The following is a 23,257-nucleotide window of genomic DNA, read 5'->3' on the forward strand; positions in this document are numbered from 1 at the left end:
CGTCTCACTACCCCCACATAATCGTTATTGCCACCGCGGTCGCTTCCACCATACCTAGCTATCGCTCACCACATGCCACGACGAGCGCCATCACAATCCCGGAACTGTCCTACACGAATCTAACACAGCAATTCATAGCCACACCGCTTGCGCACTCAGTCGCTCTCCGTCGCGTTCGAGCCGGGTGTCTGTGCCCCCGTTCCACCTGTACCCGACCGGTCTCCACTCGAGTGTCCCGTGCTCGAATCGCCCACGCTCGACCCACCCCCGACCGCGCCCCACGAGACAAGCGGCCCGGTGGACGCGAGTGCCTCGGTGTTTCGTGCGAGGAGGAGCCCGAATCCGAACAGGAAGACGAGATCGACGTACGTTGCGGCGAGTTGGCCGACGACAGCGTCGGTGAGCCCGAGCGTCTGTTCGGAGAGTGCCCCGAGGACGATGAGGCTGGCCCAGACGAGCAACAGCAGGTTTCTGAGCTTTCCGTAGAGGAGCGTCCGCTCGGCGTGAACCGCGCTGGCGGCGCGTGCCATCGGTCCAAGCAGGAGCACTGTGACGCCGAGGAACGAACCGAGGATGAGCCCGGTGGCGAGCAGTTCTCCTGTCCCGCTCAGGATCCAGCTCGCGAGCGTCCCCCAGACTGCGACCAGATTCCCACCCACGAGGAGGAGTGTCTGTCGCCGTCGTGCGCCCGCGAGCGCACCGATAACGAGACTACTGGTCGTCATCACGACCGTATACCCGAGGAACCGGGCAGCCGATTCCTCGCGGCCGGAGGTCACGACGGTCAACGCATCCGCTGCCATGAGCAGGTACGCAGTGCCCATGCTGGCACAGGCGAGTGCAATCGCGTAGCCAAACTGCCGTGTGGTCGCTGGCAACCGCCGTGTGCCGAGTGTGAAGCCACCGGCCCCGAGGAGTAACAGTACCCCCGAGCCCGCGAGAATCGGCTCGCTCGCGATCATCGGTGGATCACCGAGGGGAGATAGCCGGCTGCGTGTTGTCGCTGTGCCCACCCATCGAGCGTCGGCTGTCGGTCCGTGTTGTCGACCCGATACCACCGTCCGTCTCGTCGACTCCGTCGCGGATCACTGAGTTCTGTCAGAGAGACCCACCCGGTTGTGATGGGTTGTCAACACACATAATGATTTGTGAATCTACACTTCTTGGCCGGTTTTTCAGCGTGAACAGCGCCTCGTTCGTTTCGACCCGGAGCCCGCCTGTGATTTTCCCGCGCTTGGTCACACATATAACAATAAAAACATATGCAGATCAACTACTACAGAGGTGTAAGAGAGCTACACAGTGTCGTAAGGTTATTATTGCACGGAATCTGAAAGTTGTGTATAACCGTGCCCGCCGATGACTCGTTCCGCGCTCTCCTCGACTATATGGAAACCGAACTTGGATTCTCGACCAGCCACTACAACGATAGCTACCTCGACCGACGAGTCACGGCCCGACTTCGACGGACGAAGTGCGACGACTACGACGACTACTTCGATCAACTTCGAACCGACCCCGACGAGCAGGCAGCCCTGCTCGACTCGATGAGCATCAACGTCACCGGCTTCTTTCGCAACCCCGAAGTCTGGGACGGCATCCGTGACGTCCTTCGCACCCTCTCCGCGCGCGAACGACAGGTCTCGATCTGGAGCGCCGCCTGCGCCGACGGCCGCGAACCCTACTCGCTCTCGATGCTCATCCACGCCGACCCCCAGATCGACGAATCCGCCGTCGACATCGTCGCCACTGACATCAGCGAGGACGCCCTCGACGTCGCCCGCGACGGCGTCTACGAGGAGTCACGAACGACCGATCTCGGCGGGGAACTCGAGTACCTCTCGAACTACGAGCAGTACGTCGACCACGACCAAGACGAGGGAGTCTATCGCGTGCGCGACCGAGTCAAGCGACCGGTGACCTTCGAGCGCCACGATCTGATCAGCGGGGCGTCGAAGTCCGGGTTCAATCTGGTGACGTGCCGAAATCTGTTCATCTACATCGATACGGAGTACAAGCGATCGATGCTCGAAACGATTGCCAACTCCCTTCGGGAGGGTGGCTATCTCGTGATCGGCAAGAGCGAGACGATTCCGCCGTCGTTGAAGTCGACGTTCGAGGCGACGGACAACCGCCATCGAATCTATCGGCGGACGTGAGTGACGGAACGCGGCCGCTGTCGGTACCGAGTCGTGTGCTGATCGACGACTGACACCAGATTGGTGTACAGTCGCGGGTAATTCCTGGTCCAATCGGTGGTTCTGTCGGGAGTGGCGACCCACAGTGAGCCGGCGATACCGAACGGATGCAGTTTGCTCAGCGGCGAGACCGTTTGTTTTGGACCCCCCGTTGATGTACTAACGTACACACCGACTGTATTATCAGATTTGAAACCGATTTATGCCCATACGGTTGTAAAGCTTGTGGCCGATCTGTGATTCAGCTGGTGGCCAAAAGCGAACCGACAGACACGCTGGAGGGTGTTTCGGGCTGTAAACGGTCTCGGAACGCTGTCAGAGCAAGTGCTGGTCGACTGGACGGTGATCGACTTTCCCGTCATCACTGGCCGTCCCCGACTGACTCTCGCCGTCTCCCGCTATCCCTGGCTATCCCCGGCCGTCTCTCGCCGGCCACAGCCACCATCCGTAGTAGCCACCGCAAGCAACTACACACCTGATCGCACGACAGAGGCACGTTCGAAGACCGCCACGCCGTCAGTGGATTCCAGTCGGTCGAGTGTCACCATCTTGGTCAATATTATTAAGTAATCTGCGTGTATTGACTCGGTCATGGATGTGCTGATCACGGACGACTCCGGCTTCATGCGGGATCTTCTCCGTGAAATTTTGGAAGAAGACCACACCATCGTCGGTGAGGCCGAAAACGGGGTCGAGGCCGTCGAACTCTATCAGGAAGAACAGCCGGACATCGTCTTCATGGACATCGTGATGCCGATCAAAGACGGCATCGAGGCGACCGACGAGATTACGGATATGGATCCGAGCGCGAAAGTCGTCATGTGCACCAGCGTCGAGCAGGCCGAGCAGATGAAAGACTCGATCAAGGCCGGTGCCGAGGGCTACATCACGAAACCGTTCCAGAAGGAAAGTGTCCTCGAGGAACTCAACAGCATCGCGGCCGGGTAATCCGCCATGGAAATCGATATTCGCGAGCTCGAGACCTACCAGGAGCTCGCTCACGACGGCGCACAATCGGCTGCCGAGTCACTCTCGCAACTGACGGGGATCAGTACGAGCGTCCAGGTGACGAACGTCTCGCTCATGTCCTCCTCGGACCTTCAGTACGAGTTCATCGGCAACGAGTTCGCCGGCGTCAACATCGACCTCTCCGGTGAAATCTCGGGCGAGGTCGTCCTCGCGTTCGACGAACAGGGACGGAAAGCGATCACGGACAAACTCGTCCCGGCGGACGACCCGGAGAAGAAAAAGAGCAGCATCGAGGAAGTCGGCAACATCATGTCCAGCGGCTTCGTCGACGGCTGGGCGAACTACCTGAACGCGAAGATCAAGAGTTCGCCGCCGTCGTACATTCAGGGCACTGGGACCGACGTCCTGCCAAAGTCCGCGACAACCGAAGACAACTATCTGTTCGTCTTTCGAAGCCGCGTCGAAGCCGCCGATGAAGGCGTCAACGAACCGATCGACTTCCGGATCTTGCTCGTTCCCGAATCGAGCTCACTCGAGCGCGCCTTCGAGCCGCGGACCGACGACATCGTCTCGGTGGAGAAGCTCAAGGTCTTCAACGACATGACCAAGGAGGGCGCAGAGAAGGCCGCAACGAACATCACGTCGATGACCGGCATCGACACGACGGTCGAAATCAGTCGCCTGACGCTGGTGCCGATCGAAGATATTCCGGCGGAGGTCGGCAACAAGCGCTACGTCGGGACCGTCATGCCGTTCGACGGCAAGTTCAGCGGGAACCTGGTCATTCTGTTCGACCAGCCGTCCGGACGGGCGGTCGTCGACTCCCTCGTCCCGATGGAAACCGACGAACAGTGGGGCTCCGTCGAACAGGGCGCGCTGAAGGAACTCGGCAACATCATGACCAGCGGCTTCGTCGACGGCTGGGCGAACGTGTTGAACGCCGAAATCAAACACGAACCGCCGCAGTTCGTCGCCGACACCGGCTCGTCGATCATGACGCCGATCACGTCCAAGATGGCCGAAACCGACGACCACGCGTTCATGCTCGACTCGAACATCCAGACCAACAGCGACCAGGTGTTCACCTGCCAGATGCTCGCCCTGCCGCGCCGGTCCGAACTCAAGCAGGCGCTCGGTGACCTGCTCATCGAGAACTCGGAGAACACGAGCGTCGATCCAGCGGAACTGTTCGACCGCCAGTAGTAGCGCGTCTCGAGTCACCTGTTCTATTTGGCCTCTGTCCCGCTTCACAGCACAGCGACAGCCGACGCGACCGAAGCGCACAGCTCACAGCCGCGGTTCGGTTCCGCGGTTCAGATCCGCGATTCAGTGCCGCGGTTCAGCTCTGATCTGAAGCGAACAGGAGTACAGACACAATCGAGGCACAAGGAGAGACAGCCACCACACCGCCACTACAGAACGCCCACCTGGCAAGACTCAGGCGTTCACGTCCTCGATCCGCTCGCTCACGATAATCCGCCCCTTCGACGTCAGCGACAGACCGCTTGCGTTCTCGAGTACCAGATCCTTGTTCTGCACCGAATTCAGCACGTTCGTCACGTACGCCGGGTCGCCGTCCAGCATGTTCGTAAAGTCGATATCGCCGCCAGTCGCGTGAATCCCGACCAGTACGCGCTTTTCGGGATTCGTCAGTTCGATGTCGGCGACCTCCTCGCGCAGCTCGTCGAACTCGAGTCGGAGGAAGCGCCCGAGCAGGTTGACGTACTGGCTCTTGGCGGGGGAGATAAGCGATGTCGTCGTCAGGCCGGCGTCGGTGTCCGTGTCGATGTACTTGACGACCAGCGTGACGCGGTCGGCGCTCTCGCCGAGTTTGTTCGAGCGCTGGATTCGCATCACAGTCTCGACGTCGAAGCTGAAGGTTTCGCGCTTGGTCGTCACCTCGATCCGTCGGTTTTTGATGCGGATCTTCCCGGGGACGACGGGCGTATCCTTCACGCGACCACCGACGCGTGCGGGGTGTTTGACCGCTGCTTTGCGGCCGTTGAGGAGACAGCGAAAGAGAATTGCGACGAAGGTGTCGACGGTTTCGCCCGTGCTCTCGATGACGGCGCTTCGGGTCTGGCCGTCGTCGTTGTAGCCGATTGTCACCGTGTCGTCGAAGAACTGCTTGACGTGGCTGGGGACGTTCCCGACGTTGACATCGATGACTGTGGAGAGCGGAATCGTCGTCTTATCGTCGTTCGTCGCGAGGACCAGGCGGCGTTTCGTCATGATGATTCGTCCCGACGTGGGCGTACCCGGAGATTCCCCGTGATTACGGAAGAACCGGCCGGTAAAGTCGGCAACGACGTCTTCTGACATGACAGGTCCTTCTCGTCGAAATCTCTTAGCTCTTTACACGTTTTCGTCGCCGCAGTTGCGAGGAAGAACGGCCACAGCCGCTAGTCCGGGCGCGTCACGTGGAACGGCAGGCCCTCGACACCGTCGCGCTGGAAGGAGTCGATGGTGTCGTTCACCTCGTGGTAGGCCAGGATGTTCTCCTGAATCATCCGCTCGATGATGTCCGAACGGAACTGCAGGTCGTCGTAGATGTCACGCGTGTCGGCGTAGCCGAGCAGGGTCGCGATCTGTTCTTCTAACACGTAGGAGTTGTTCATCCCCTGGAAGACGATCTCGTCCTCGACGGGGTCCCAGTAGAACACCTGCCGGGTGACGACGCCGTCCATCTGCTCGGAGTAGCCTTCGATCTCCTGGACCGAAGTCACGCGACGCAGGACGTCGTCGCCCTGCTTGACGCGGTTCTGGAACAGCGCCACGTCGGCGTTGTCCATGAACGTCTCGGGGACGTTGATCGGGTCCCCCGTAAATCGCTGGATCATCGAGACGATGTCGCTCGCGTGGAAGGTCAGCATGACCGGGTGACCGGTCTGGGCCGCCTGGAACGCCATGCGACCCTCCTCACCACGAACCTCACCCACGACGATGTACTCGGGACGCGAACGCAACGCGGCCTCGACCAGGTTGAACATGTCGACGTCCGCGCTGTCCTCGCTGCGACTCTCACGGGTGAGGAGCTGCTGCCACGTGTCGTGTGGCGGGAGCACCTCAGCGGTGTCCTCCGCGGTGTAGATCTTCGAGTCCCGCGGAATGAACGACATGATCGAGTTCAGCGTCGTCGTCTTCCCGGATGCCGTCTCGCCGACGACGAACACCGTTCGCTCGTTCTCCAGACAGAGCCAGAGGTACGCCGCCAGCTCGGGCGAGAGCGTCCCCCAGTTCGTAATCTGGGTGACCGAGAGGGGCACCTCGTCGCCCTGACGAATCGTCAGGGAGGGGCCCTTCACGCTCACGTCGTCGCTGTAGATCACGTTCAGACGCGAACCGTCGGGCAGCGTCGAGTCGACGATCGGCTCGGCGTCGGTCATCGGATTTCCAATACGCTCACCCATGTTCGAGAGCCAGCGGTCGAACTCGTCTTGCGTGCCGAAATCGACCGTCGTCTCGACCATCCCGTAGACGCCGTGATCGACGTAACACTCGTTGGGGCCGATCACGTGAATGTCCTCGTTCGCCGGGTCGCGCATGACCGGCTCGAGTGGCCCCAGGCCAACGATGTCTCGATTCAGCCGGTAGCGGATATTCTCGTAGGTTTCCTGTGGAATCTCCTGAATACCCGGATGGAAACGGACCTTGAGCCGTTCGACAATGTTCTCGACCTCGTTGCCCTTGATGTGGGTCGTCTCGCTCAGCAACTCCTCGATTCGGTCGCTGTACTCTGCGTCCTTCTCGGGTGCCACCTTGGTCGCACTTCGGCGAAGCAGCGAGTCTTTGACCGTCGAAAACACCGACTGTTCCTCGTCCGACAGCGTCGGCTCGACCGCGAAGTACTGCATCTTCGTTCCCACGTCGCCGTAAACGTGACTGTAGATCGGGCCACCGACCGGATAGAGGACGTTCGGATGCGGCGTCTCGTACTCCGCAGAGGGTTCGTCGATCAGCACCGGGAATTCGCCCGTAATCTGCCTGAACTTCTTCAGGTGCTCGCGCAGGTGTGGACGACGTGCAGCCAGCTCCTGAAGCTCGTCCGACGGCTTCGGCGTTCCCATTTCCGTCATGCCACGGTCACCTTCTAGGCAACACTCCGGTTCTCGATCACGATGCCTGTTCCGGACCGCACCGAGTACCCGATCCGGTCACCGACCTGTTCGCCCATCCCCGCAAATCGCTTGATGAACAGCTGCCGGCGGATGTCGTTCCCGACCTCGATCATCTCGAGTTCGATGAACACGTCCGCGATCGATCGGAACGGCCCGATCGCCTCCTCGCCGACGGTCGACGGGTCGACCGTTAGCACGACGATTTTCCCCTGCGAGATCACGTCGCGTAGGAACGAAATGATCTCCAGGGCGGCCTGGCGTTCTTCGTTCTGGCGAACCAGCGCCTCGAACTTCGGATCGTTTCGGAGAATCGCGTCGAAGGTGTCGATGATGATGACGTCGGCAGACCAGAGGGTTTCTTCGTCCATCAGATCCGTCAACAGATCCTGGCGCGTTTGCTCCTCGTCGGTTGACGAGAGCACGCTACCACTGTCGAGGTCGCCGTGGAGGAACAGCATATTCTCGAAGAGGAGGTGCTCCTCGACGTTATAATTCAACGAATCCATCTGATCGACGAAGCCCTTGACCTCGAGCTCCGTCGAGAGAAACGTCACGGACTTCTCCGTCTCACAGAGGCCGTACGCAAAGCGCTGTGAGATGGCGCTCTTGCCGGCACCGTAGTCGCCTTCCATCAGTACGATACTTCCAGTCGGGATACCGCCCCCGAGTTCCTTGTTCAGTCGGTCGCGGTCGTCGAGACCGAGTGAGAAGATATTTTTAAACTGACTCATCGTCTCTCGTCTTCGCCTTGACTCGTGGCTCGTTCTCCGGGCTCTTCAGTCTACTTGCTCGTGGCTCGTCCACGGCGATTACTGTTCCTGTTCGGGCTCACGAGCCTGTTCGCGCTCGTCAGCCGCCTCCTCGCGGTCGGTTCCACGCTCACGGCCGATGTCAAACTCCTCCGGGGCGAGCAGAAGCTTGATCCGCTCGACCTGCCAGCCCTCGAGATCGGCTGGCTCGTCCGAAACGACGAGCGGCTTTGCAATTTCGGCCCGGGATCCGCGGTCGACGCCACCGGTGGCCGCGCGCGTGTTGCACAGTCTGGCACCGGACTCCGAGAGCACGACATCCGAGTCCACCCAGATCATCTGCCCGCCATCCGTCACTTCCGCTGCCGGCTCGACTCGCTCGTCCGCCGGTTCGTTGCGGTGATCCGGATCCGTCGTATCCGCCTCTGCCTCCTCGATGAAGATTTTCTGTGCGCCGCTGGACTCGAGTTCGGTGTCGCCCGCCGTTGCGGTCGTCGCTGCTGTCCCATCGGTATCCGCACCCGAGGTCGAGTCGACCTCGCTGTCACCGTCGGTCTGGTCGGTCGAGGCGGTCTCGTCTCCCGCAGCCGCGAACGGATCGAGCGGTTCGTCCGTAGTGAACTCGAGTTCGATGTCGTCTGCATCGGCAGTGCCATCGGCACCGTCTTCGATAGATGTCTCGTCCTCGAATGTCCCCTCGGGAGAGTCGTGGGTGTCGTGGGTGTCGTGGGTGTCGAGTGCACCGTCAGCGTGCTCGCCGGCGTCCGTCACTGCAACCGATTCAGGGGCAGACTCGTGGTTGGTGGTGGTAGCAGTCGATTCGTCGAAGGTGAGTTCTGCGCCGGAAGCGCCGGCAGCCAGTTCGTCCGTCTCGGTTGTAGCCGACACGTCGTCGACTGGTGGCGCTGTGTCCGAGTCGGGGGACGTGCCGGTCTCGCTGGACTTGTCGGTCTCAGCCGTCTCCGCCTCTGGCCGGTGTTGCTCAGCCGCGGCCATCGCCTGTTCGACCGTGATACCTTCGTCTTCGACCCACACGTCGAACGGCCGGCGCTTCTTTTCCGGCGTCGCGATCTGGCTGATCCACCAGAGGCTTCGCTTGTGGTCGACGCCGAGCGAGGAGTGCGGTTCCGGGTCGCCGATGTCCGGGCCGCCGCCGAATCCGTTCAACACCGTCTGGAGGTGTGACTCGACCGACGTGCTCACCCAGTGGATCGACTCGTAGAAACAAAGCGTCCGGGCCGCGCCGTTGAGACCCAGTTCGGAGACCAGGTACTCGAGCCAGTCCATGACGACGAACTCGGTGTCGTACTCGGAGGGAATGGTTTCGAGATATGGGCGGCCGCCGTCGTCCCACACCGGGTGTTCGAGGCTGTCGGGGGCGTGTTCCGTGGAATCGTCGGTCGTGAGGGGATCGGCGTTGGTGTCGGTACCAGCATCAGCGTCGCCAGCAGCATCTGCATCGACGTCGTCGATCAACGAGGTCTCATCCGTCGACTCGTCATCGACTGCGAGGTCGTCAGCAAACGACTCGTCGTCGAGGTCGTCCTCGAGTGGATCCGTCCCTTCTGTGGCGCTCTGGTCCGCTGGCTCGTTGCCACCGTCCTCAGCCCCCGCCGCTGCATCGCCGTCCCAGTCGGCGTCGCCGGAGTCGTATTCGGATTTCAGTTCATCGAACGACAGGTCATCGTCACCACCGGAGTCAGCGTTCGCATCGAGGTCGTCGTCTGCGTCTGCGTCCATGCTCATATCGTCCTCCAGGTCGTCGAACTCGTCGTCATCCTCGAACTCCTCATCGTCGTCGATGATGCTCTCGTCCAGGAAATCGTCGGCTTCGGCGTTCGCGATATCCTCATCGATCGCCTCGTCCTCCTCGTCGCCGTCGTTACTGTCGAACAGACTCTGTCCGCCGAAATCGCCGCTTCCAGCGGCACCGCCGCCGGCCATCGAATCAGTGAGGGTATCGCCCTCGACGAACGGGTTGACACCCTGGGTCACCATCTCGTAGACCTCGAGGAGTTTCCGGATGTTCTCCTCGATATCGTCGAGCGATTCGCTGATCTTTTCGTTCTCGCTCTGGACGGTGTTCACCGTCGAAGAAAGCGAGCCGACGCTGTTCTCCATCTCTTCGACGCGCGCTTCGACCTCACTCGAGACGGTGCCGCCGCCGTCGTCCATGGCGTCCATCCCGTCCATCGACCCCATATCGTCCATATCACCCATCTCGGACATCTCGCCCATGCCGTCCATCGACATCGAGTCGTCGTCGAGGAAGTCATCCCCACCGCCGTCGAGATCGCCGTCGAGGTCACCGCCGAGGTCGCCATCGTCAAAGAGATCGTCGTTACCGGTGCCATCGCCGCCGTTCCCCCCGGCGGCGCTCTCAGTTCGCGCACCTGGGAGCAACTCGTCGTCGCTCATGCTGCCGGCGAGGTCACCACCGATGATGTCGTCGCTATCGTTCCCGGAGTTCGAGCGACCACTGGCGCCGTCGCCATCGCCGTCTCCGAGTATGTTGCCGATTATCGAGAGTACCATGGTGAACCTGTTCCGCTGGCGTCTACCGCTCGCTCACTCGTTGCCATCCCCGGTCGGCCACCGAACAGAACCCGCGTGCTGGCTCGGCGCTCCGGATGGCTACGAGTCGTCATTCAGGAAAACTATGACAACCTACGTATTAAGTAATTGTGGCCGATTGGACTGTTATAGTAACAACAGCAACTATTTACACACTGATCGCACGACGGCAGCGCGGTTCGGAGCGAGCGCGGTTCGGAGCGAACGAAGTGAGTGAGAACCGCGGACACCGAGCGGGGAACAGCGTGACCCGCGAGCAAGTGGAACGAGTGAGAACCGCGGAAGTGCGATCACGTGTGCATTGACTTGCAGTGGCTACTATAGGTTCCGAACGGCCGGATTCTCTCGCCACACCGCCCGTGTGTTCGCCGACCAGCAATTCCACCGTTCTCACGCCGCTCACCCGAACAAAGGTTTCTTTTCGATTGCCCTCGAACTCCGACTATCGATCGTTCCATGACAGATCGTAACGAGGGTGGCAACCCAGACTCGTCCGACGACGCCGACGTTCCCCCCGTGCTCCCAAGCGAGCAACCCGGCGGCAACAACGGTGGCGGCGTCCTCTCGCCCGACGAACTGGACTTTACCGAAAGCCCCTACGTAGCCGAGGTTTCCGACAGCCGATACGTCGTCTCAGCCGACCACAGCCCGCCGAACGTCCCCGAGGAGACGGACTCGAGTACGCGTGGAGAGAACACCAGTGCGCGGACGCAGTCTGGGTCTGGCTCCGGCTCTACGTCTGGCGCTGGAACAGCCGGCAAGGGCACGGAGAGCGACACAGACCGCGAGACACGTTCATCACAGCATGCACCAATGCACGGACAGGACGAGGCTGGGCAGGAGCACGCTGGGCAACAGCAACAGCAAGGGCGAGAGCGAGGCAACCAACACCAACGGCAACGTCAGCGCCAACAGCAACCGGCCCAGGACCACCACCAACAACCCACCCCACAGCCACCCCAGAGCCCCGAACACGCCCGCTCCATCCTCGCCGACGAACTCGAGCGCACCGACGCCCGACTCGCCGTCGACATCGTCTCCCGCTTTGGCAACGACACCGTCCGCCACCGTACCGCCTCCGACGATGTCGTCGGCACCTTCGACAACCTCGTCCTCTGGTACGCCCAACACGTCGCCCGCAAAACACCCACCATGCGAACCGCCTCCCTCCTGTTCGCCAAATCCGAATTCGCTCCCGAACTCACCGAGACACAGCTACGAAAAACCGCCGCGAAACACGGACTCGACGAAACCGATACCATCGGCGACCTGCGCGATGCACTCGAGTAGAGATCAGCAGAATCGAAACAGTCGGCCACGATATGGAGACGGATTCGGACAGCACGTTTCAAACGGCCGGCAGTGACACCGTCAGCCGGTTACCCACCGTTCAGGAAGATAACCGCTCCCATGAAAAACGAGAGGATCAGCGAGAACCCAAAGAGGAGCGCGCCGCTCTGTACCGATTCGATACCCCGTGTCGCCGCGTGAAATCGCTGTTTTCGATCGGAGCGCATGGGTGTCTGTCTCGTCGATTTCGCCGCTGTCACTAATTGTCTTGTGGCCGGTCACCTGGAGTCGTTCACCGGTCACTCGGCGTGCACTGTCAGTTGGCTACTATACAGTTGTAGAGGAAAGAGCGGGCAGTAAGCGACAGTCATGGCGATATCCATACCCATGACGTCCCAGACCAGACAGCAGTGATACAGACCGCGATCGATCACGGCGCAACCGATCACAGATCGACCGTGATGAGGACATCGACAAGTCGCTCCGTCAGCGTCCCCGTCACCGCGCCGATCCAGAGCAGCGCCGTAAAGTGAACGTAGGAGTTCCCGAAGTGGCCGCCGTCTGCCACCCGGAGCACCAGCGACGAGATGAACGCGTTGAAAATCAACACCAGCACGATCAGGTACCGGAGCACCGGCACGTTGTACTCGTCCGTGTGAATCAGCTGCCCGCCCATCTGGCCGTCGAGATCGATATCGAAACTCGAGAGCATCAGGGCCAACTCGAGTCCGATGAAGAACGCGAACGCCGAAGCGGCGGTGATGCCGTACATGACGCCGACGAGCGTTGTCGTCTGCTGCTTGCGCTCTTCGCGCAGGTTGATGATCTCGCTCATGTTGGTACTGATGAGTTCGCCGAGTCGCTTCGGGCCGCCACCCATCTCGCGGCCAACCAGGTACATTTCGCTGAACTTCTGGATCAGGAAGGTGTTCGTCTCGCCGGTGAAGTAACGCCAGGATTTCTCGGTGCTCAGGCGCATATTCAGTCGCCGGTAGAGGTCGTCGATGTTCTCGGTGAGCGGGCCAAAGTCCTTCGAGCGCAGCGTTGCGAGCACTTCGGAGGTGGTGCTTTGCTTTGCGCTCTCGCTCGTCCCGAGTGCGCGGATGAAGTTCGGAAACGCCCGGTCGCGTTCGAACGCGCGTCGTTCCTCGTACCAGAAGACGAGACCGGGGATCAACAGCGGGAGCGTTGCGATAGGCATGTGAAGCATCGAGGGCAGATCCCGGATCGGGAGCCCACCCGGTTCCGGAAGCACGTCGAGAAAGATCAGCCCCAGTAGGAAGACGGTGAGAACACTCAATCCGACGCCGACGACGGTCGAAGCGAGCATTCGCTTCTTCGTCGCCGTCCGATAGCCGTCTTCGAGGTACCAGATCGGATCGTCGGGGACGACTGCACGGATGACGAAGAAGAACCCGATCTGGATGAAGACGAACAGCACGATGACGATGCTGGTCGTCAGCGTCGGATCGTTGCCGGTCAGCAGCGGGAGGACGATCGCGAACACCAGTGCGAACGTCATCGAAATGATCAGCGAGAGATAGAGGTCCTTCAGCACGTCCAGGTTGCCAAGCGACTGCTTGTACACTGTGGAATACTTTTCGACCAATACGTCCTGCTCCTGATGGAGGAACTCGTCGAGTTGCTGGCCGGCACCGAGCGTGTAGGCCATCCGTTCGAAGAGGTCGGCAACGGATTCACTCGGCACCGCCTTCGCCCGGCGACGGCAGGCGTCGCCGAGACTCAGGTGCCAGACATCAACGAGGTCGACGACGCGCTGGACTTCGTCTGCCAGTTCGCCGTACTCCTCCTCCTGGGCGAGCTTGCGCAGTACCTCCATCCGGTCGATGTTCGTCGTCGACAGGATGGTCATGTGGATGATGAACAGGTGGAACCGGTTCTCCATCTCGATACGGCGCTGGTCGACTGCCAGCCGTGGGTAGCCCACCGCCGCAACGAAGACGAGGAGGCCGAGCACCGGAATCAGGAGCTTCACCAGCAAGAAGACGTCGAGGATCACCGCGATGACGATCGTCGCGAGGAAAAAGAGGAACGAAGGCAGCAACACTCCCGGAACGTACAACCGTGCCGGGAGATCCATCTCGTCGTACGACCGAATGATGGACTTGCTGAAGTCGTTGATCGCTGCTGTGTTATCCGCAATACCCATTGTGCGTCCTGCGTTCCTCCGTCCGCACCGCGTGTCTGCAGCGGTTTCGTCGAGCGCGGTCACGCGTCGACAGCCGCCGTGGCTCCCGACGACTGATGTCAACTGCGACCGCGTCGGTATCGTAGGCACTTCTTTGAAAGCTCAGCATACAAAACTTCTGGCTGGTACCGTCAGCCCGACGAACAGTGGCAAATCAGGTGTATGGAACGCTCTCGGTGTCAGGACGATCAAGGTACTGAGCGCAGAAGACGACACAGAGCCGCTATCATCGCCGGGTATCTGTCCTCGTGGCGGCGACAACGGACGTTAGTACTCGGGCTCGAACGCCGAGCCAGACTCGGATTCTGACTCGGACTGGGGGACGGGGTCGGCGTCGGGATCGGCTACAGACTCACACTCGAACGCAGATTCGGACCCCGACTCCCACACATCTGCCGTCGACTCCTGGCCGGACTCCACCCACGATTCGAGTCCAGAGTCCGACGCTGATTCCGACTCCGACTCCGGCTCCGACTCACCGGCAGCGGTCGACCCACCCGCAGCCACATCCACCCCACTCTGCTCTGCCTGGGCCTCCAACTCGAGTTGCGCCCCAGACTCACGCCCGGGTCCTTCGTCACCGTGTTCCGCGACCTCCCCGCTCGACTCGCTGGACTCGCTCGTCGCGGCGTCCGCTGGTCCGGACTCGAGTCGTGCATCCGATGTGGGGTCCGTCTCTGCGCTGGCCGCAGCGCCAGTTTCATTGCGGTCACCCGGTTCAGAGTGGGTATCAGTGCCAGTGTTAGTGCCAGTTCCAGTGCCAGCGTCACCGTCAGCACCGACGGCAGACTCTGTCGACGTTTCCACATCCGGGCCAGACACAACATCTTGGGCAGGTTCAGTACTCCGGACAGACTCAGCATCCGGGACAGATCCGGCGTCCGGCACATCACGCTCTGGCGTCGCAATCCCCGCAATATACCGCAAACTCCGCTTGTGCTCGTCGTTTCGCAACACCGACTTCGGCTCGATCTCCGCAGCCGCAAGCGGCGCATCGTCACCACCAAACCCGTTCAACAACCGCTGTAAGTACGTCTCCACCGGCGACGAAATCCACCCCACCGACTCGTAGTACGCAATCGTCTGTGCCGCCCCTTCGAGTCCCGCCCCGTCCACGAGGAACTGGAGCCACTCGAGTGTCGCCAGTTCGGCGTCGTTTCTGGCGGGGACAGTGACGAGGTACGGGAGGTCACCGTCTTCTCCGTTCGTGCCGTCGGGCGCTGCAGCAGATGGCGTCTGTGCTGCTGGGTCTGGCGCAGGAGGCTCGGAATCTGGCGCGTCGTCGGTAGTCGGTTCTGCAGGGTCTGCTTCGGCCTCGGTCTCGTCGTCCTCGTCGACGCCGTCCAGGGGGTCGTCGCCGAGCTCCGACTCCGTGTCCATCTCGACGCCGAGATCGTCGTCGAACGAGCTCTCGTCTGCTGCCAACTCGTCGTCGAAGTCGACGGCATCCTCGTCAGCATCGGCAGCGTCGGCATCGCCGTCATCGTCGAACTCGTCTTCCAGCACGTCGTCGCCGTCGTCGAAGGTGTCGACCTCGTCGAAATCGTCGTCTGTTGGCTCCTCCTCGAGGTCGTCGTCGAGGAAGTCCTCCGCCTCGGAGTTCATAATATCCTCGTCGATATCGTTGGCGGGGTCGTCCTCGCCGCCGAAGACGCCGCCCTGTCCTGCGGCGGTCTCGAACGCGTTGCCGAGTTCCTGGTCGCCGACGAAGGGGTTGACTCCCTGGGTGACGATTTCGTACATGTCGACGAGCTTGTCGACGTTGCGCTCGACGCTCGTGATCGAGTCGCTGATCTGTTCGTTCTCCCCGCGGACGGTTTCGACCTTGTTCTCGAGGGAGTCGACCTCCTTTTCGACCTCGTCGAGGCGATAGGTGAGCTCGTCGTCCATCGAGTCTTCGTCGTCACCGCCGTCGTCGAAGCCGAGGTCGTCGCCGATCAGGCCGTCGTCGCTTCCGAGAAGGTCGTCGCCCTCGTCGGCGTCGGTATCGTCAGCGTCGTCCGAGTCGTCACCGCCACCGAGTTGGCTGAATAGCAGTAGTGTCATGTGTGGGTTTGATTCAGTGTCGTTCTGTTCCGGTCCGTTCAGTCGTCGTCTTCGTCCCAGTAGAACGTGATCGTGTCTTCGCTGCCCGTGACGAGCACCGCCACGTCCGTATCGCCGCTTACCTGGTGGGTTTCGATCGTGAGCTCGACGACCCCGCCGGCGTCCCAGGTGTCGCTGTCGTAGTCGATCCGCTCGACGTTCGTCACGGGGGAATACGTCCCGTCGACAAGCGCATCGACGGCGCTTTGTTGTGCTGGAATATCCCCACTACCGATATTCTTCACGAGAACCGTGATTTCGTATACGCCGTCGGCGTCGTCACCGTCGGGCGCAGTAACCATCGCATCAGCCTGGGATTCGTCGCTGATGATCGCGATGTCGGTTTCGATCTCCTCGGCGACCGATGAACCGCGCATCTCGATCGAGTCGCTCACGTTGCCGACCTCCATGATGACCGTTCCCGCAACTGCCGAGGCAATCACGAGACTGCCGATGAACATGATCAGGTGGGTCGCCGAGACGCTCGACATTTATTCGTGCTCCATTCGTTGTGAGTCGTCCTTGGTTTGTCTTCTGGCCCGCGTTCGTCTGCACCCGCCGCGCGCTTGCGCCGGGTTCACTCCGATACCGTAATCCACGCCGTCTCAGCAACACCGCGTTCAGTCGTGATGCGGATACTGTCCTCGTCTTCGTCGCCGGTGAACTCGAGTTCGCCGTTCGCGTCGCCGCCGTCGGAGAGTTCGATATCGAGTTGCGTGCCGGGCGTCCAGACGTCGCTCTCGTCGCGTTCTGCCTCGCCGTCGACGATCGTCGTCTCGTCGTCGTAGCCCTGAGTGGGGTAGAAGTGGCCGTTGACGACGAGGTCGGTTTTCTCGACGGAGAGCGAGGTCGATCCCTCGTTGGTCACGACAACGAGAGCATCGTGTTCGTCATCGTCGCCAATGTACTCGAAGGAGTCGATCGAGAGGGCGGTGTTCTGCTGGTCCCGCAGTTGGTCGTTCTGGGCGGCGAACGCGTCGCCGGTCGCCGCGCCGACGCTGAACACCGTGGGGACGATGACACTGACGGCGACGAGGAAGCCAACCAGGATGACGAGAACAGCGCCGCTCGTACTGAACCCCATTACGTCTCTTTGAGGTATCAGATTCTTAAAAGCGCTCTGGCCAGTCGTGCCTTCAGGTGTCGATCACTCGGTTTCGGTGTGGAGTGGTGTACTCGAGTAGCTATGATCTGGTTGCAGCCCTCGTCCTGTTCGTTTGGGTATCGTCTTGTACTGCACAGGGCTGTGCTCGCTGCTGCTCTTCGCTTGTGCTATGTATTGAGCACGCACCGGCTAAAAAAATAAACTGCAACGCGGTCAGCTGTACCGACTTAGAGTCGAACTGCTTCGCCGTCCTCACTGAAGAGGTCAGGCGCGGTCAGCGTGACCTGCGTCGTTGCGGACGATGGCGAGACGATGTCGAGTTGCGACTCGTCTCCCTCACCGAACGGGTCACCATCTCCGAATGGCGTGTCTTCTGGGTTGAAGACGAGCGTGAAGTCGTTTTCTTCGTCAAGGACTGCGTTGGATGGGTCGACGTATTCATCCTCATCGTTTTCAGCAACGAACGTGCCACTTAGGTGCTCAACTTCAGGGTCATCGAAGTCAAACCCATTACTTCCATCTTCGTAGACAAGGTTTGCCTGTCCATTTGGACCCACAGCTTGGATGACCGTATCATCGAGAGAGATATCATCTGCTCCCGGTGCTGCAGTTACCCCAACACGAATTTCCTTAAGTTCACCGCGATCTGCACCGCCTTCTCCTTCGACTACGTCGTCATCAACGATACCGACGGCACTCGTCGCATCGATCCGCTCGGAAACCAGTTCAGTACTCTCTTCGCCTGTTGCTTCAGCCTGCGACTGCAGCATGCCTGCAGTGTTGATCAGGACGCCCGCAGCGATTGCGGCGACCAGCACCATTGCGATGAACACAATGAGGGTGCCGATCCCGACTTGGCCGCGTTCGTCAGTGTTGCTTTCGAACATTGTTATAGCCTCACCGATTCGTCATCATTCGTGATAGTCGTTGGAACACGAAGCTCGGTTTCCGTTGTCGCACCGGAGTCAGTCGTGAAGATAACGGACAACCGCTCACCCTCGCTCAGACGGTTGTAGTTGTCAATTTCACCGACGACACGAAACGTCACTTCTGCTCGGTCGGTACTGTCAGTCAGCACACCGTCAGTGACACCCTGAATGTCATTGACGTTCCGGGCATCACTGATAGCGACACTGTCTGCACCCTGCTCACCGATGAACTGAACAGATGTCTGTTCGAGGTCGATCGGGTTCGATCCAGGTGCCGTCGCAGCTACGAACTGTAGTTCGTCAACCCGGTTTTCGAAGTCACCAAGGTTACTAACCTGATCGATGCCAAAGCCATAGAACAGGACATCTTCACCCTCGCCACTGATTGCATCTTCGTCACCTTCATCTCCTGCCTCGAAGACAGTGTACGTTACTGCTTCAAGGCCAATAATCTCAACAGCATAGCCGCCCTCGTCTAGCGATCCAAGGTCAACAACTGCGTAATTTCCATCAAGTTCATAATCGGATCCACTACCCTCGTCACCGATATCAGTGGCGTCATTTACGATATCGTAGACGAAGTCGTTTTCATCCTCGAAGTCGCTTTCTGCATCTACATTATAGAAGACATCTTCGATGTCTCCGAGAGTTCTGTCAGCGTCTGTCGTACGAACTGCGAACTCTTCCTTCACCTCACTTTCGTCATACTCCTCATCGATGCTATCTGGAAGTTCGATGAGTGCTTTGACATCACTTGCGTCGGAGTCCTCTGGAAGTGCCGTGATTTGATCGTCATCGGTGAACTCAACCCCACCACCGGATGCTTCGGCAGTCTGAGCTACAATGGATTCTCCATCAACAGTTACAGCTAAGTCATCTGCCGGAACATTGTCAAATTCAACTTCAATACTTTCTCCGTCACCAGACTCTTCCGGGAGTTCTATGACTTTTGTATCCTCATAGCCTGCTACAGCACTTGTTGCAACAGATACTACGATATCTTCTTCTGCTATTTCATCATCAGCTATTGCTATCTCAGCGGTGATTGTTGCGTCGCTGAGTCCTTCAGCCCCAATTGTAGTTGGAGCAACGCTACCAGATTCACTCACGATCTGCAGGCGATCGCTCACCTGACTTGTACTATCCTCACCGGTGGCTTCAGCCTGCGTCTGCAAGAAGCCAGCCGTGTTAATCAGCACGCCCGCGGCAATCGCAGCGACAAGCACCATCGCGATGAACACGATAAGGGTGCCGATCCCCACCTGACCGCGGTCGTCGTCTGTAATTCGTTCGAACATTGGTATTATACACCCGGCGATACCGGGCAGTGGACACTGGTTCAGAGCGATTGTTATTAAGTCTACTTGCCAAACTTTACACTCTTAACTCTAACTGCCGATAGGTGGATATCTTAAACCTACTGGCCGAACTGCTGGACAGGTAATTAAACTTGGTGGCCGATCCCCCCGTTCCACCTCCGTCGGCTTCCAGTCGGCCGGGAGACTTATCTCCCCGCTCGAACGAATTTGCGGCATGAATATCGTTGACGGCGACAAGATCGAGTGTAGCCGCTGTGATGACATCGTCTCACTCGACGACGCCAATATTCTCGGCAAATCGAACAACCGCACCTACGCGAAACCACTCTGTGACGACTGTCTGGAAAACGTCGGCGTCCCGCGCGGTTACGAGCTCGAACGCGACGTGAGCTACCTCAAGAGCGAGTAAGGACCGGCTGACAACACACTGAGCACGACAGGAGAGACGACACAACTGGGGATGGGGAACACGCTGGTTTCCCACACTATTCTCTCGATTCGCTGGACAACTAGTCGCACCTGCCCGCTCTAATCACAGTATAGAAAGTGCCGAACGTACCACTGCGAACGTTGCCGACCGCATCCGTGTCACGCCTCACTTGTTATTCATCGCTTCACTCGCGATGTTCCGCCCGCGTGGCTTCAACGCGACCTCCCGCCGAACGCGAACCTCCTCTAACACCTGCAACTCGATCAGGCGCTCGTAAATCTCCTCGACCTCGTCAGTCTCGATATCCAGGAACTCCGGCACCTCGAACGGCGAAACACCCGAGTAGATCGCCATCAACACCTCCTCTTCCTTCCCGGAGAGGTCGATCTGCGAGGCGTTCTTCTCTGCCCCACGATCCAGCACGGACTTCAACATCGCGCAGTTCTGGCTCGAGCCCGAGAGATACGTCTGGACACTCGAGCCGCCCTCCGTGTGCTCGGCCTCGATCACGGGCCGTTCCTGTGACCGAACCGTCCGCTCGTCGCTCTCGACGGTCCCCACGTCGTCGACCTCGATCTGGACGAACTCGCCGCTCTCGATGGCGAAGTTCGCGACGCCCTCGTTGATCTTTACGCGCGCCTTGCGCCACGAGGAGTCCTGAACGACGCCGCCTTTTACAGCAGGGTGTTTGACGAGAACGATTTCGCCGTCCAACACGGCCTTCTGGATCTGGAGTTCGAACTCCTGGACGTCACCCATCGAAACGAGGTAGACGTTGGCCCCGTAGTTGATGCTGATGTAGTTCGAAACCTTCGCGACGGTCTGGTTCACGTCGTACCGGCCGCGAATCGACTGCACCTTCCCGAGCGGAATCGTCACCTTCCCGTCGTTGCTGACGATCACGATGCGCTTGTTCGAGAGGACGATGCGGCCGTTCGACCAGTTGGTATCCGAGAGCTTGCGGCCCTCGCGGACGACCTGCGTGAACTTGCCCGTTACGTCCGCCAGCTTCTGTTCACCACTGCTCATACTGCGTCACCAGCCACTGTGCCGACGCCACCGAGCTTCGAGAGTGCGGAGAAACCACGCTTTCGCAGCCGATCGCTATCCGTTCGTTCGACGAAACTCGAGAGCCGTCGCCGCGAGGTATCCGTCCCGATCTTCCCCAGGACGAACAGCGCCTTGACGCGCAGCTCCTCGTCTTTCAGCCCGTCCTCGACGAGTTCGAGTAGCCGCAGCTCCAGCCCGTCGCTGTCGAGCATCGAGAGGCTCGTTGCCGCGAACTTCGAAGTCATCTCGTCGTCGTCGCCCATCGTCTCGATGAGCGCGTCCTGTGCGGCCTCGGTGTGAGCGTCGTTGTCGTTCGCGACACGTCCGAGGAGCCACGCCGCGTTGCGCCGCTGTGCCGTCTCGGTACTCCGGTCCAGAATCTCGATCAGCGGGTCGATCACCTCGTCAGTGTCTGCCGCCTCGAGTTCCCCCACGATTTTCTCGCGGACCTGGTGGCTCGCGTTCGAGGGAGCCTCCGAGAGCAACTGGACGAGCGAGAACATGGCCGTCCGACGAACCATGTCCGTCTCGTCGCTCAGCGCGTTCGCGAGGACCTCGACGGCCTCCGTGCTGCCGAGACGGCCGAGTGCGTCGACTGCGATCCGGCGAAGCACCTCGTCCTCCGCGTCGGCAACGTCGATGAGTTCGCGAAGTGCGTTGTCCGTTCCGATATCCGCGAGCGCGTAGGCAATCTCGATCCGGACGGCGTAGGTGTCGGTGTGAAATCGCTTCGCAAGCGCGGGGACACTCCCCGCGGATTCGATGCGCCCCAGTGCGCGGGCGATGCGCTTTCGCACGCGTGCGTCCGGATCGTCCAGTCGGTTGACGAGCGCCTTCACGACGTTGTCCTCGCCGATCCGTCCGAGGCCGGTTGCGGCGGCCATCCGGAGTTCGGCCCGGTCGGCCGACAGCCCGCGCGCGAGCACCTTCGCCTTCTTCCACTCCGCGAGGTTCTCGAAGTCCTGCCCCGAGAGTTCGCCGATGAACTCCTCGAGTGCGTCCTGGCCGTACTGGTCCAGGGCGTCGATCGCTGCGGCCCGAACCTCGTCGTTCTCGTCCTCCTGCGAGGCGGTGATCAGCGCATCGACGACGTCGTCCCGAACTGATCGGGGCTGTCCCTCGGTGACGACGTCGTCCGCACTCGTCTCGAGACTGCCGAGGATTTCGGCAGCACGACGGCGGATATCCGGGTTGGAACTGGCCTCGAGGTGCCGGATGAGTTGTTCGAAGTTCGCGTTGCGCTCGAGTTCGAATAACGCCATAGCTACGGGATCACCGGTGGGGGCCAGAAGCCCGTCTCCGCGGTGCAGGTTCTGGTTGTGCTCTCACGGTGGCGGTTCGGGGTCGGTCGTGACACCGGGTGCACCTACTCGTCGCTTTCGGTGCCATTTGTTGTCTCGTTGGTGGATGAGTCGTCCGACGAGTCGTCGTTGTCATCGGTTTCGTCGCTCTCATCGGTCTCGTCCTCGGTGTTGTCCTCATCAGTCTCACTCTCCTCCCTACCCCCACCATCGTCGCCATCGTCATCAGCATCACTATCATCACCGTCGTCACCGTCGCTACCACCATCACTGTCGCCATCGCCGTCTCCGTCACCGTCACCACTCTCCTCATCCGCATCAGAATCGTCCACGTCTTCGTCGTCCCCCTCCGACAACTCACCGGCCCCTTCGTCGGACTCGTTTGCATCCGCACCCGGCTCCTCACCATCTTCGTACTGCTTCGTCCCAGCAATCGCGTTCCACAGTTCGATATCCGAGGCCTCTCCGTCGAGATGTTCTTCGGCCCACTGGGCGTTGACCGCCCAGCCTTTCACCTGCCCATCGAATCGGTCCTCGACCTCCGTGTAGAGATGGTTGACTTCTGCACCGCGGTCGATCATCCCCTCACTGAACACGCGGTAGATGAGCGCAATCTCGTCGTCCGATTCGACCGCATCCGACGCCGCAGACTCGTAGAACAAAATCCAGTCGTCGTCTTCCGTATCGTGATACAGCTCGTCGACCGCAATATCGTTCTCCTCGAGAAGGTGGTAGAACTCACCAGGCGTCGCATCCGGATCGTCACCCGGCTCTTCGGGATCGACCGGCACTCGTGTCTGGCCGATGTGGCGGATCGAATCGAGACAGCCCGCCGTCAATCCAACTGCTGCAGTCGTCACCGCACCCAGCGCAGTGCGGCGAGTCAGACCACTGTGTCCGGTACCGGTACTCGAGTGGGGAGTCGAACTCG

At 60.2% G+C, this 23,257-nt stretch carries 20 protein-coding genes and 1 pseudogene; 5 read left to right on the top strand and 16 right to left on the bottom strand.

The features are described from left to right. Positions 1-155 precede the first annotated feature (155 nt). Positions 156-962, bottom strand: coding sequence for a bacteriorhodopsin (locus BBD46_RS09220; RefSeq protein ID WP_071401418.1), 807 nt, complete (start codon positions 960-962; stop codon positions 156-158). Positions 963-1,349: 387 nt separating this feature from the next. Here BBD46_RS09220 and BBD46_RS09225 point away from each other — a divergent pair, with 387 nt between their 5' ends. The 3 genes from BBD46_RS09225 to BBD46_RS09235 all read left to right on the top strand — a co-directional run bounded on the left by BBD46_RS09225 (position 1,350) and on the right by BBD46_RS09235 (position 4,370). After that, a complete protein-coding gene (locus BBD46_RS09225) occupies positions 1,350-2,159 on the top strand; it encodes a CheR family methyltransferase (RefSeq protein WP_071401419.1) in 810 nt (269 codons plus the stop codon). Between the two features lie 630 nt (positions 2,160-2,789). After that, positions 2,790-3,146 carry a chemotaxis protein CheY gene (gene cheY / locus BBD46_RS09230; protein WP_006653774.1) on the top strand — a complete coding sequence of 119 codons (357 nt, stop codon included), beginning with the start codon at positions 2,790-2,792 and terminating at the stop codon, positions 3,144-3,146. Positions 3,147-3,152: 6 nt separating this feature from the next. Further along, entirely contained in the window at positions 3,153-4,370 is a 1,218-nt protein-coding gene (locus tag BBD46_RS09235; protein ID WP_071401420.1) for a chemotaxis protein CheC, read from the top strand. Between the two features lie 234 nt (positions 4,371-4,604). Here the strand turns inward: BBD46_RS09235 and BBD46_RS09240 are convergent, their stop codons facing one another. The 4 genes from BBD46_RS09240 to BBD46_RS09255 all read right to left on the bottom strand — a co-directional run bounded on the left by BBD46_RS09240 (position 4,605) and on the right by BBD46_RS09255 (position 10,569). Next, the gene (locus tag BBD46_RS09240; protein WP_071401421.1) at positions 4,605-5,489 is read right to left on the bottom strand and encodes a CheF family chemotaxis protein; all 885 of its coding nucleotides are present in this window, start codon (positions 5,487-5,489) and stop codon (positions 4,605-4,607) included. An 80-nt stretch (positions 5,490-5,569) separates the two neighbouring features. Beyond that, positions 5,570-7,243, bottom strand: coding sequence for a type II/IV secretion system ATPase subunit (locus tag BBD46_RS09245; RefSeq protein WP_006653771.1), 1,674 nt, complete (start codon positions 7,241-7,243; stop codon positions 5,570-5,572). Positions 7,244-7,257: 14 nt separating this feature from the next. Continuing rightward, positions 7,258-8,016, bottom strand: coding sequence for an ATPase domain-containing protein (locus BBD46_RS09250; RefSeq protein ID WP_071401422.1), 759 nt, complete (start codon positions 8,014-8,016; stop codon positions 7,258-7,260). 78 nt (positions 8,017-8,094) lie between these two features. Then, positions 8,095-10,569, bottom strand: coding sequence for a FlaD/FlaE family flagellar protein (locus BBD46_RS09255; RefSeq protein ID WP_071401423.1), 2,475 nt, complete (start codon positions 10,567-10,569; stop codon positions 8,095-8,097). 495 nt (positions 10,570-11,064) lie between these two features. Between BBD46_RS09255 and BBD46_RS09260 the strand changes: the two genes are divergently transcribed. Further along, positions 11,065-11,898, top strand: coding sequence for a DUF7500 family protein (locus BBD46_RS09260; protein WP_071401424.1), 834 nt, complete (start codon positions 11,065-11,067; stop codon positions 11,896-11,898). 89 nt (positions 11,899-11,987) lie between these two features. Here BBD46_RS09260 and BBD46_RS22625 read toward each other — a convergent pair whose 3' ends face one another. The 8 genes and pseudogenes from BBD46_RS22625 to BBD46_RS23515 all read right to left on the bottom strand — a co-directional run. Then, the gene (locus tag BBD46_RS22625) at positions 11,988-12,125 is read right to left on the bottom strand and encodes a hypothetical protein (RefSeq protein WP_171908180.1); all 138 of its coding nucleotides are present in this window, start codon (positions 12,123-12,125) and stop codon (positions 11,988-11,990) included. A gap of 218 nt (positions 12,126-12,343) precedes the next feature. Beyond that, on the bottom strand, positions 12,344-14,068 hold the full coding sequence (gene flaJ, locus BBD46_RS09265; protein WP_071401425.1) for an archaellar assembly protein FlaJ: 1,725 nt from the start codon (positions 14,066-14,068) through the stop codon (positions 12,344-12,346). Positions 14,069-14,374: 306 nt separating this feature from the next. Next, positions 14,375-16,153, bottom strand: a complete 1,779-nt coding sequence (locus tag BBD46_RS09270; protein ID WP_071401426.1) for a FlaD/FlaE family flagellar protein — start codon at positions 16,151-16,153, stop codon at positions 14,375-14,377. Between the two features lie 38 nt (positions 16,154-16,191). Beyond that, positions 16,192-16,683 carry a flagellin gene (locus tag BBD46_RS09275; RefSeq protein WP_071401427.1) on the bottom strand — a complete coding sequence of 164 codons (492 nt, stop codon included), beginning with the start codon at positions 16,681-16,683 and terminating at the stop codon, positions 16,192-16,194. 86 nt (positions 16,684-16,769) lie between these two features. Then, positions 16,770-17,276, bottom strand: a complete 507-nt coding sequence (locus BBD46_RS09280; protein ID WP_071401428.1) for a flagellin — start codon at positions 17,274-17,276, stop codon at positions 16,770-16,772. Positions 17,277-17,524: 248 nt separating this feature from the next. After that, the gene (locus BBD46_RS09285) at positions 17,525-18,184 is read right to left on the bottom strand and encodes an archaellin/type IV pilin N-terminal domain-containing protein (protein ID WP_071401429.1); all 660 of its coding nucleotides are present in this window, start codon (positions 18,182-18,184) and stop codon (positions 17,525-17,527) included. A gap of 2 nt (positions 18,185-18,186) precedes the next feature. Next, positions 18,187-18,918: a flagellin gene (locus BBD46_RS23510; protein WP_253184542.1), complete on the bottom strand. Its 732-nt coding sequence runs from the start codon at positions 18,916-18,918 to the stop codon at positions 18,187-18,189. Between the two features lie 351 nt (positions 18,919-19,269). After that, positions 19,270-19,524 (bottom strand): annotated as a pseudogene (locus BBD46_RS23515) (archaellin/type IV pilin N-terminal domain-containing protein); the annotation flags it as partial. Between the two features lie 235 nt (positions 19,525-19,759). Here BBD46_RS23515 and BBD46_RS09295 point away from each other — a divergent pair. Further along, entirely contained in the window at positions 19,760-19,954 is a 195-nt protein-coding gene (locus tag BBD46_RS09295) for a hypothetical protein (RefSeq protein WP_071401431.1), read from the top strand. Positions 19,955-20,140: 186 nt separating this feature from the next. Here BBD46_RS09295 and BBD46_RS09300 read toward each other — a convergent pair whose 3' ends face one another. The 3 genes from BBD46_RS09300 to BBD46_RS09310 form a co-directional block, all read right to left on the bottom strand. Then, positions 20,141-21,004, bottom strand: coding sequence for a CheF family chemotaxis protein (locus BBD46_RS09300; RefSeq protein WP_071401432.1), 864 nt, complete (start codon positions 21,002-21,004; stop codon positions 20,141-20,143). Next, positions 21,001-22,287, bottom strand: coding sequence for a HEAT repeat domain-containing protein (locus BBD46_RS09305; protein WP_071401433.1), 1,287 nt, complete (start codon positions 22,285-22,287; stop codon positions 21,001-21,003). Before BBD46_RS09305 ends, BBD46_RS09300 begins: the two co-directional genes overlap by 4 nt. Before the next feature lie 104 nt (positions 22,288-22,391). Further along, complete coding sequence (locus BBD46_RS09310) at positions 22,392-23,186, bottom strand: hypothetical protein (RefSeq protein WP_071401434.1); 795 nt, start codon at positions 23,184-23,186, stop codon at positions 22,392-22,394. Positions 23,187-23,257: the final 71 nt, after the last annotated feature.

It is taken from the genome of Natrialba sp. SSL1, from assembly GCF_001861355.1.
GTDB lineage: Archaea > Halobacteriota > Halobacteria > Halobacteriales > Natrialbaceae > Natrialba.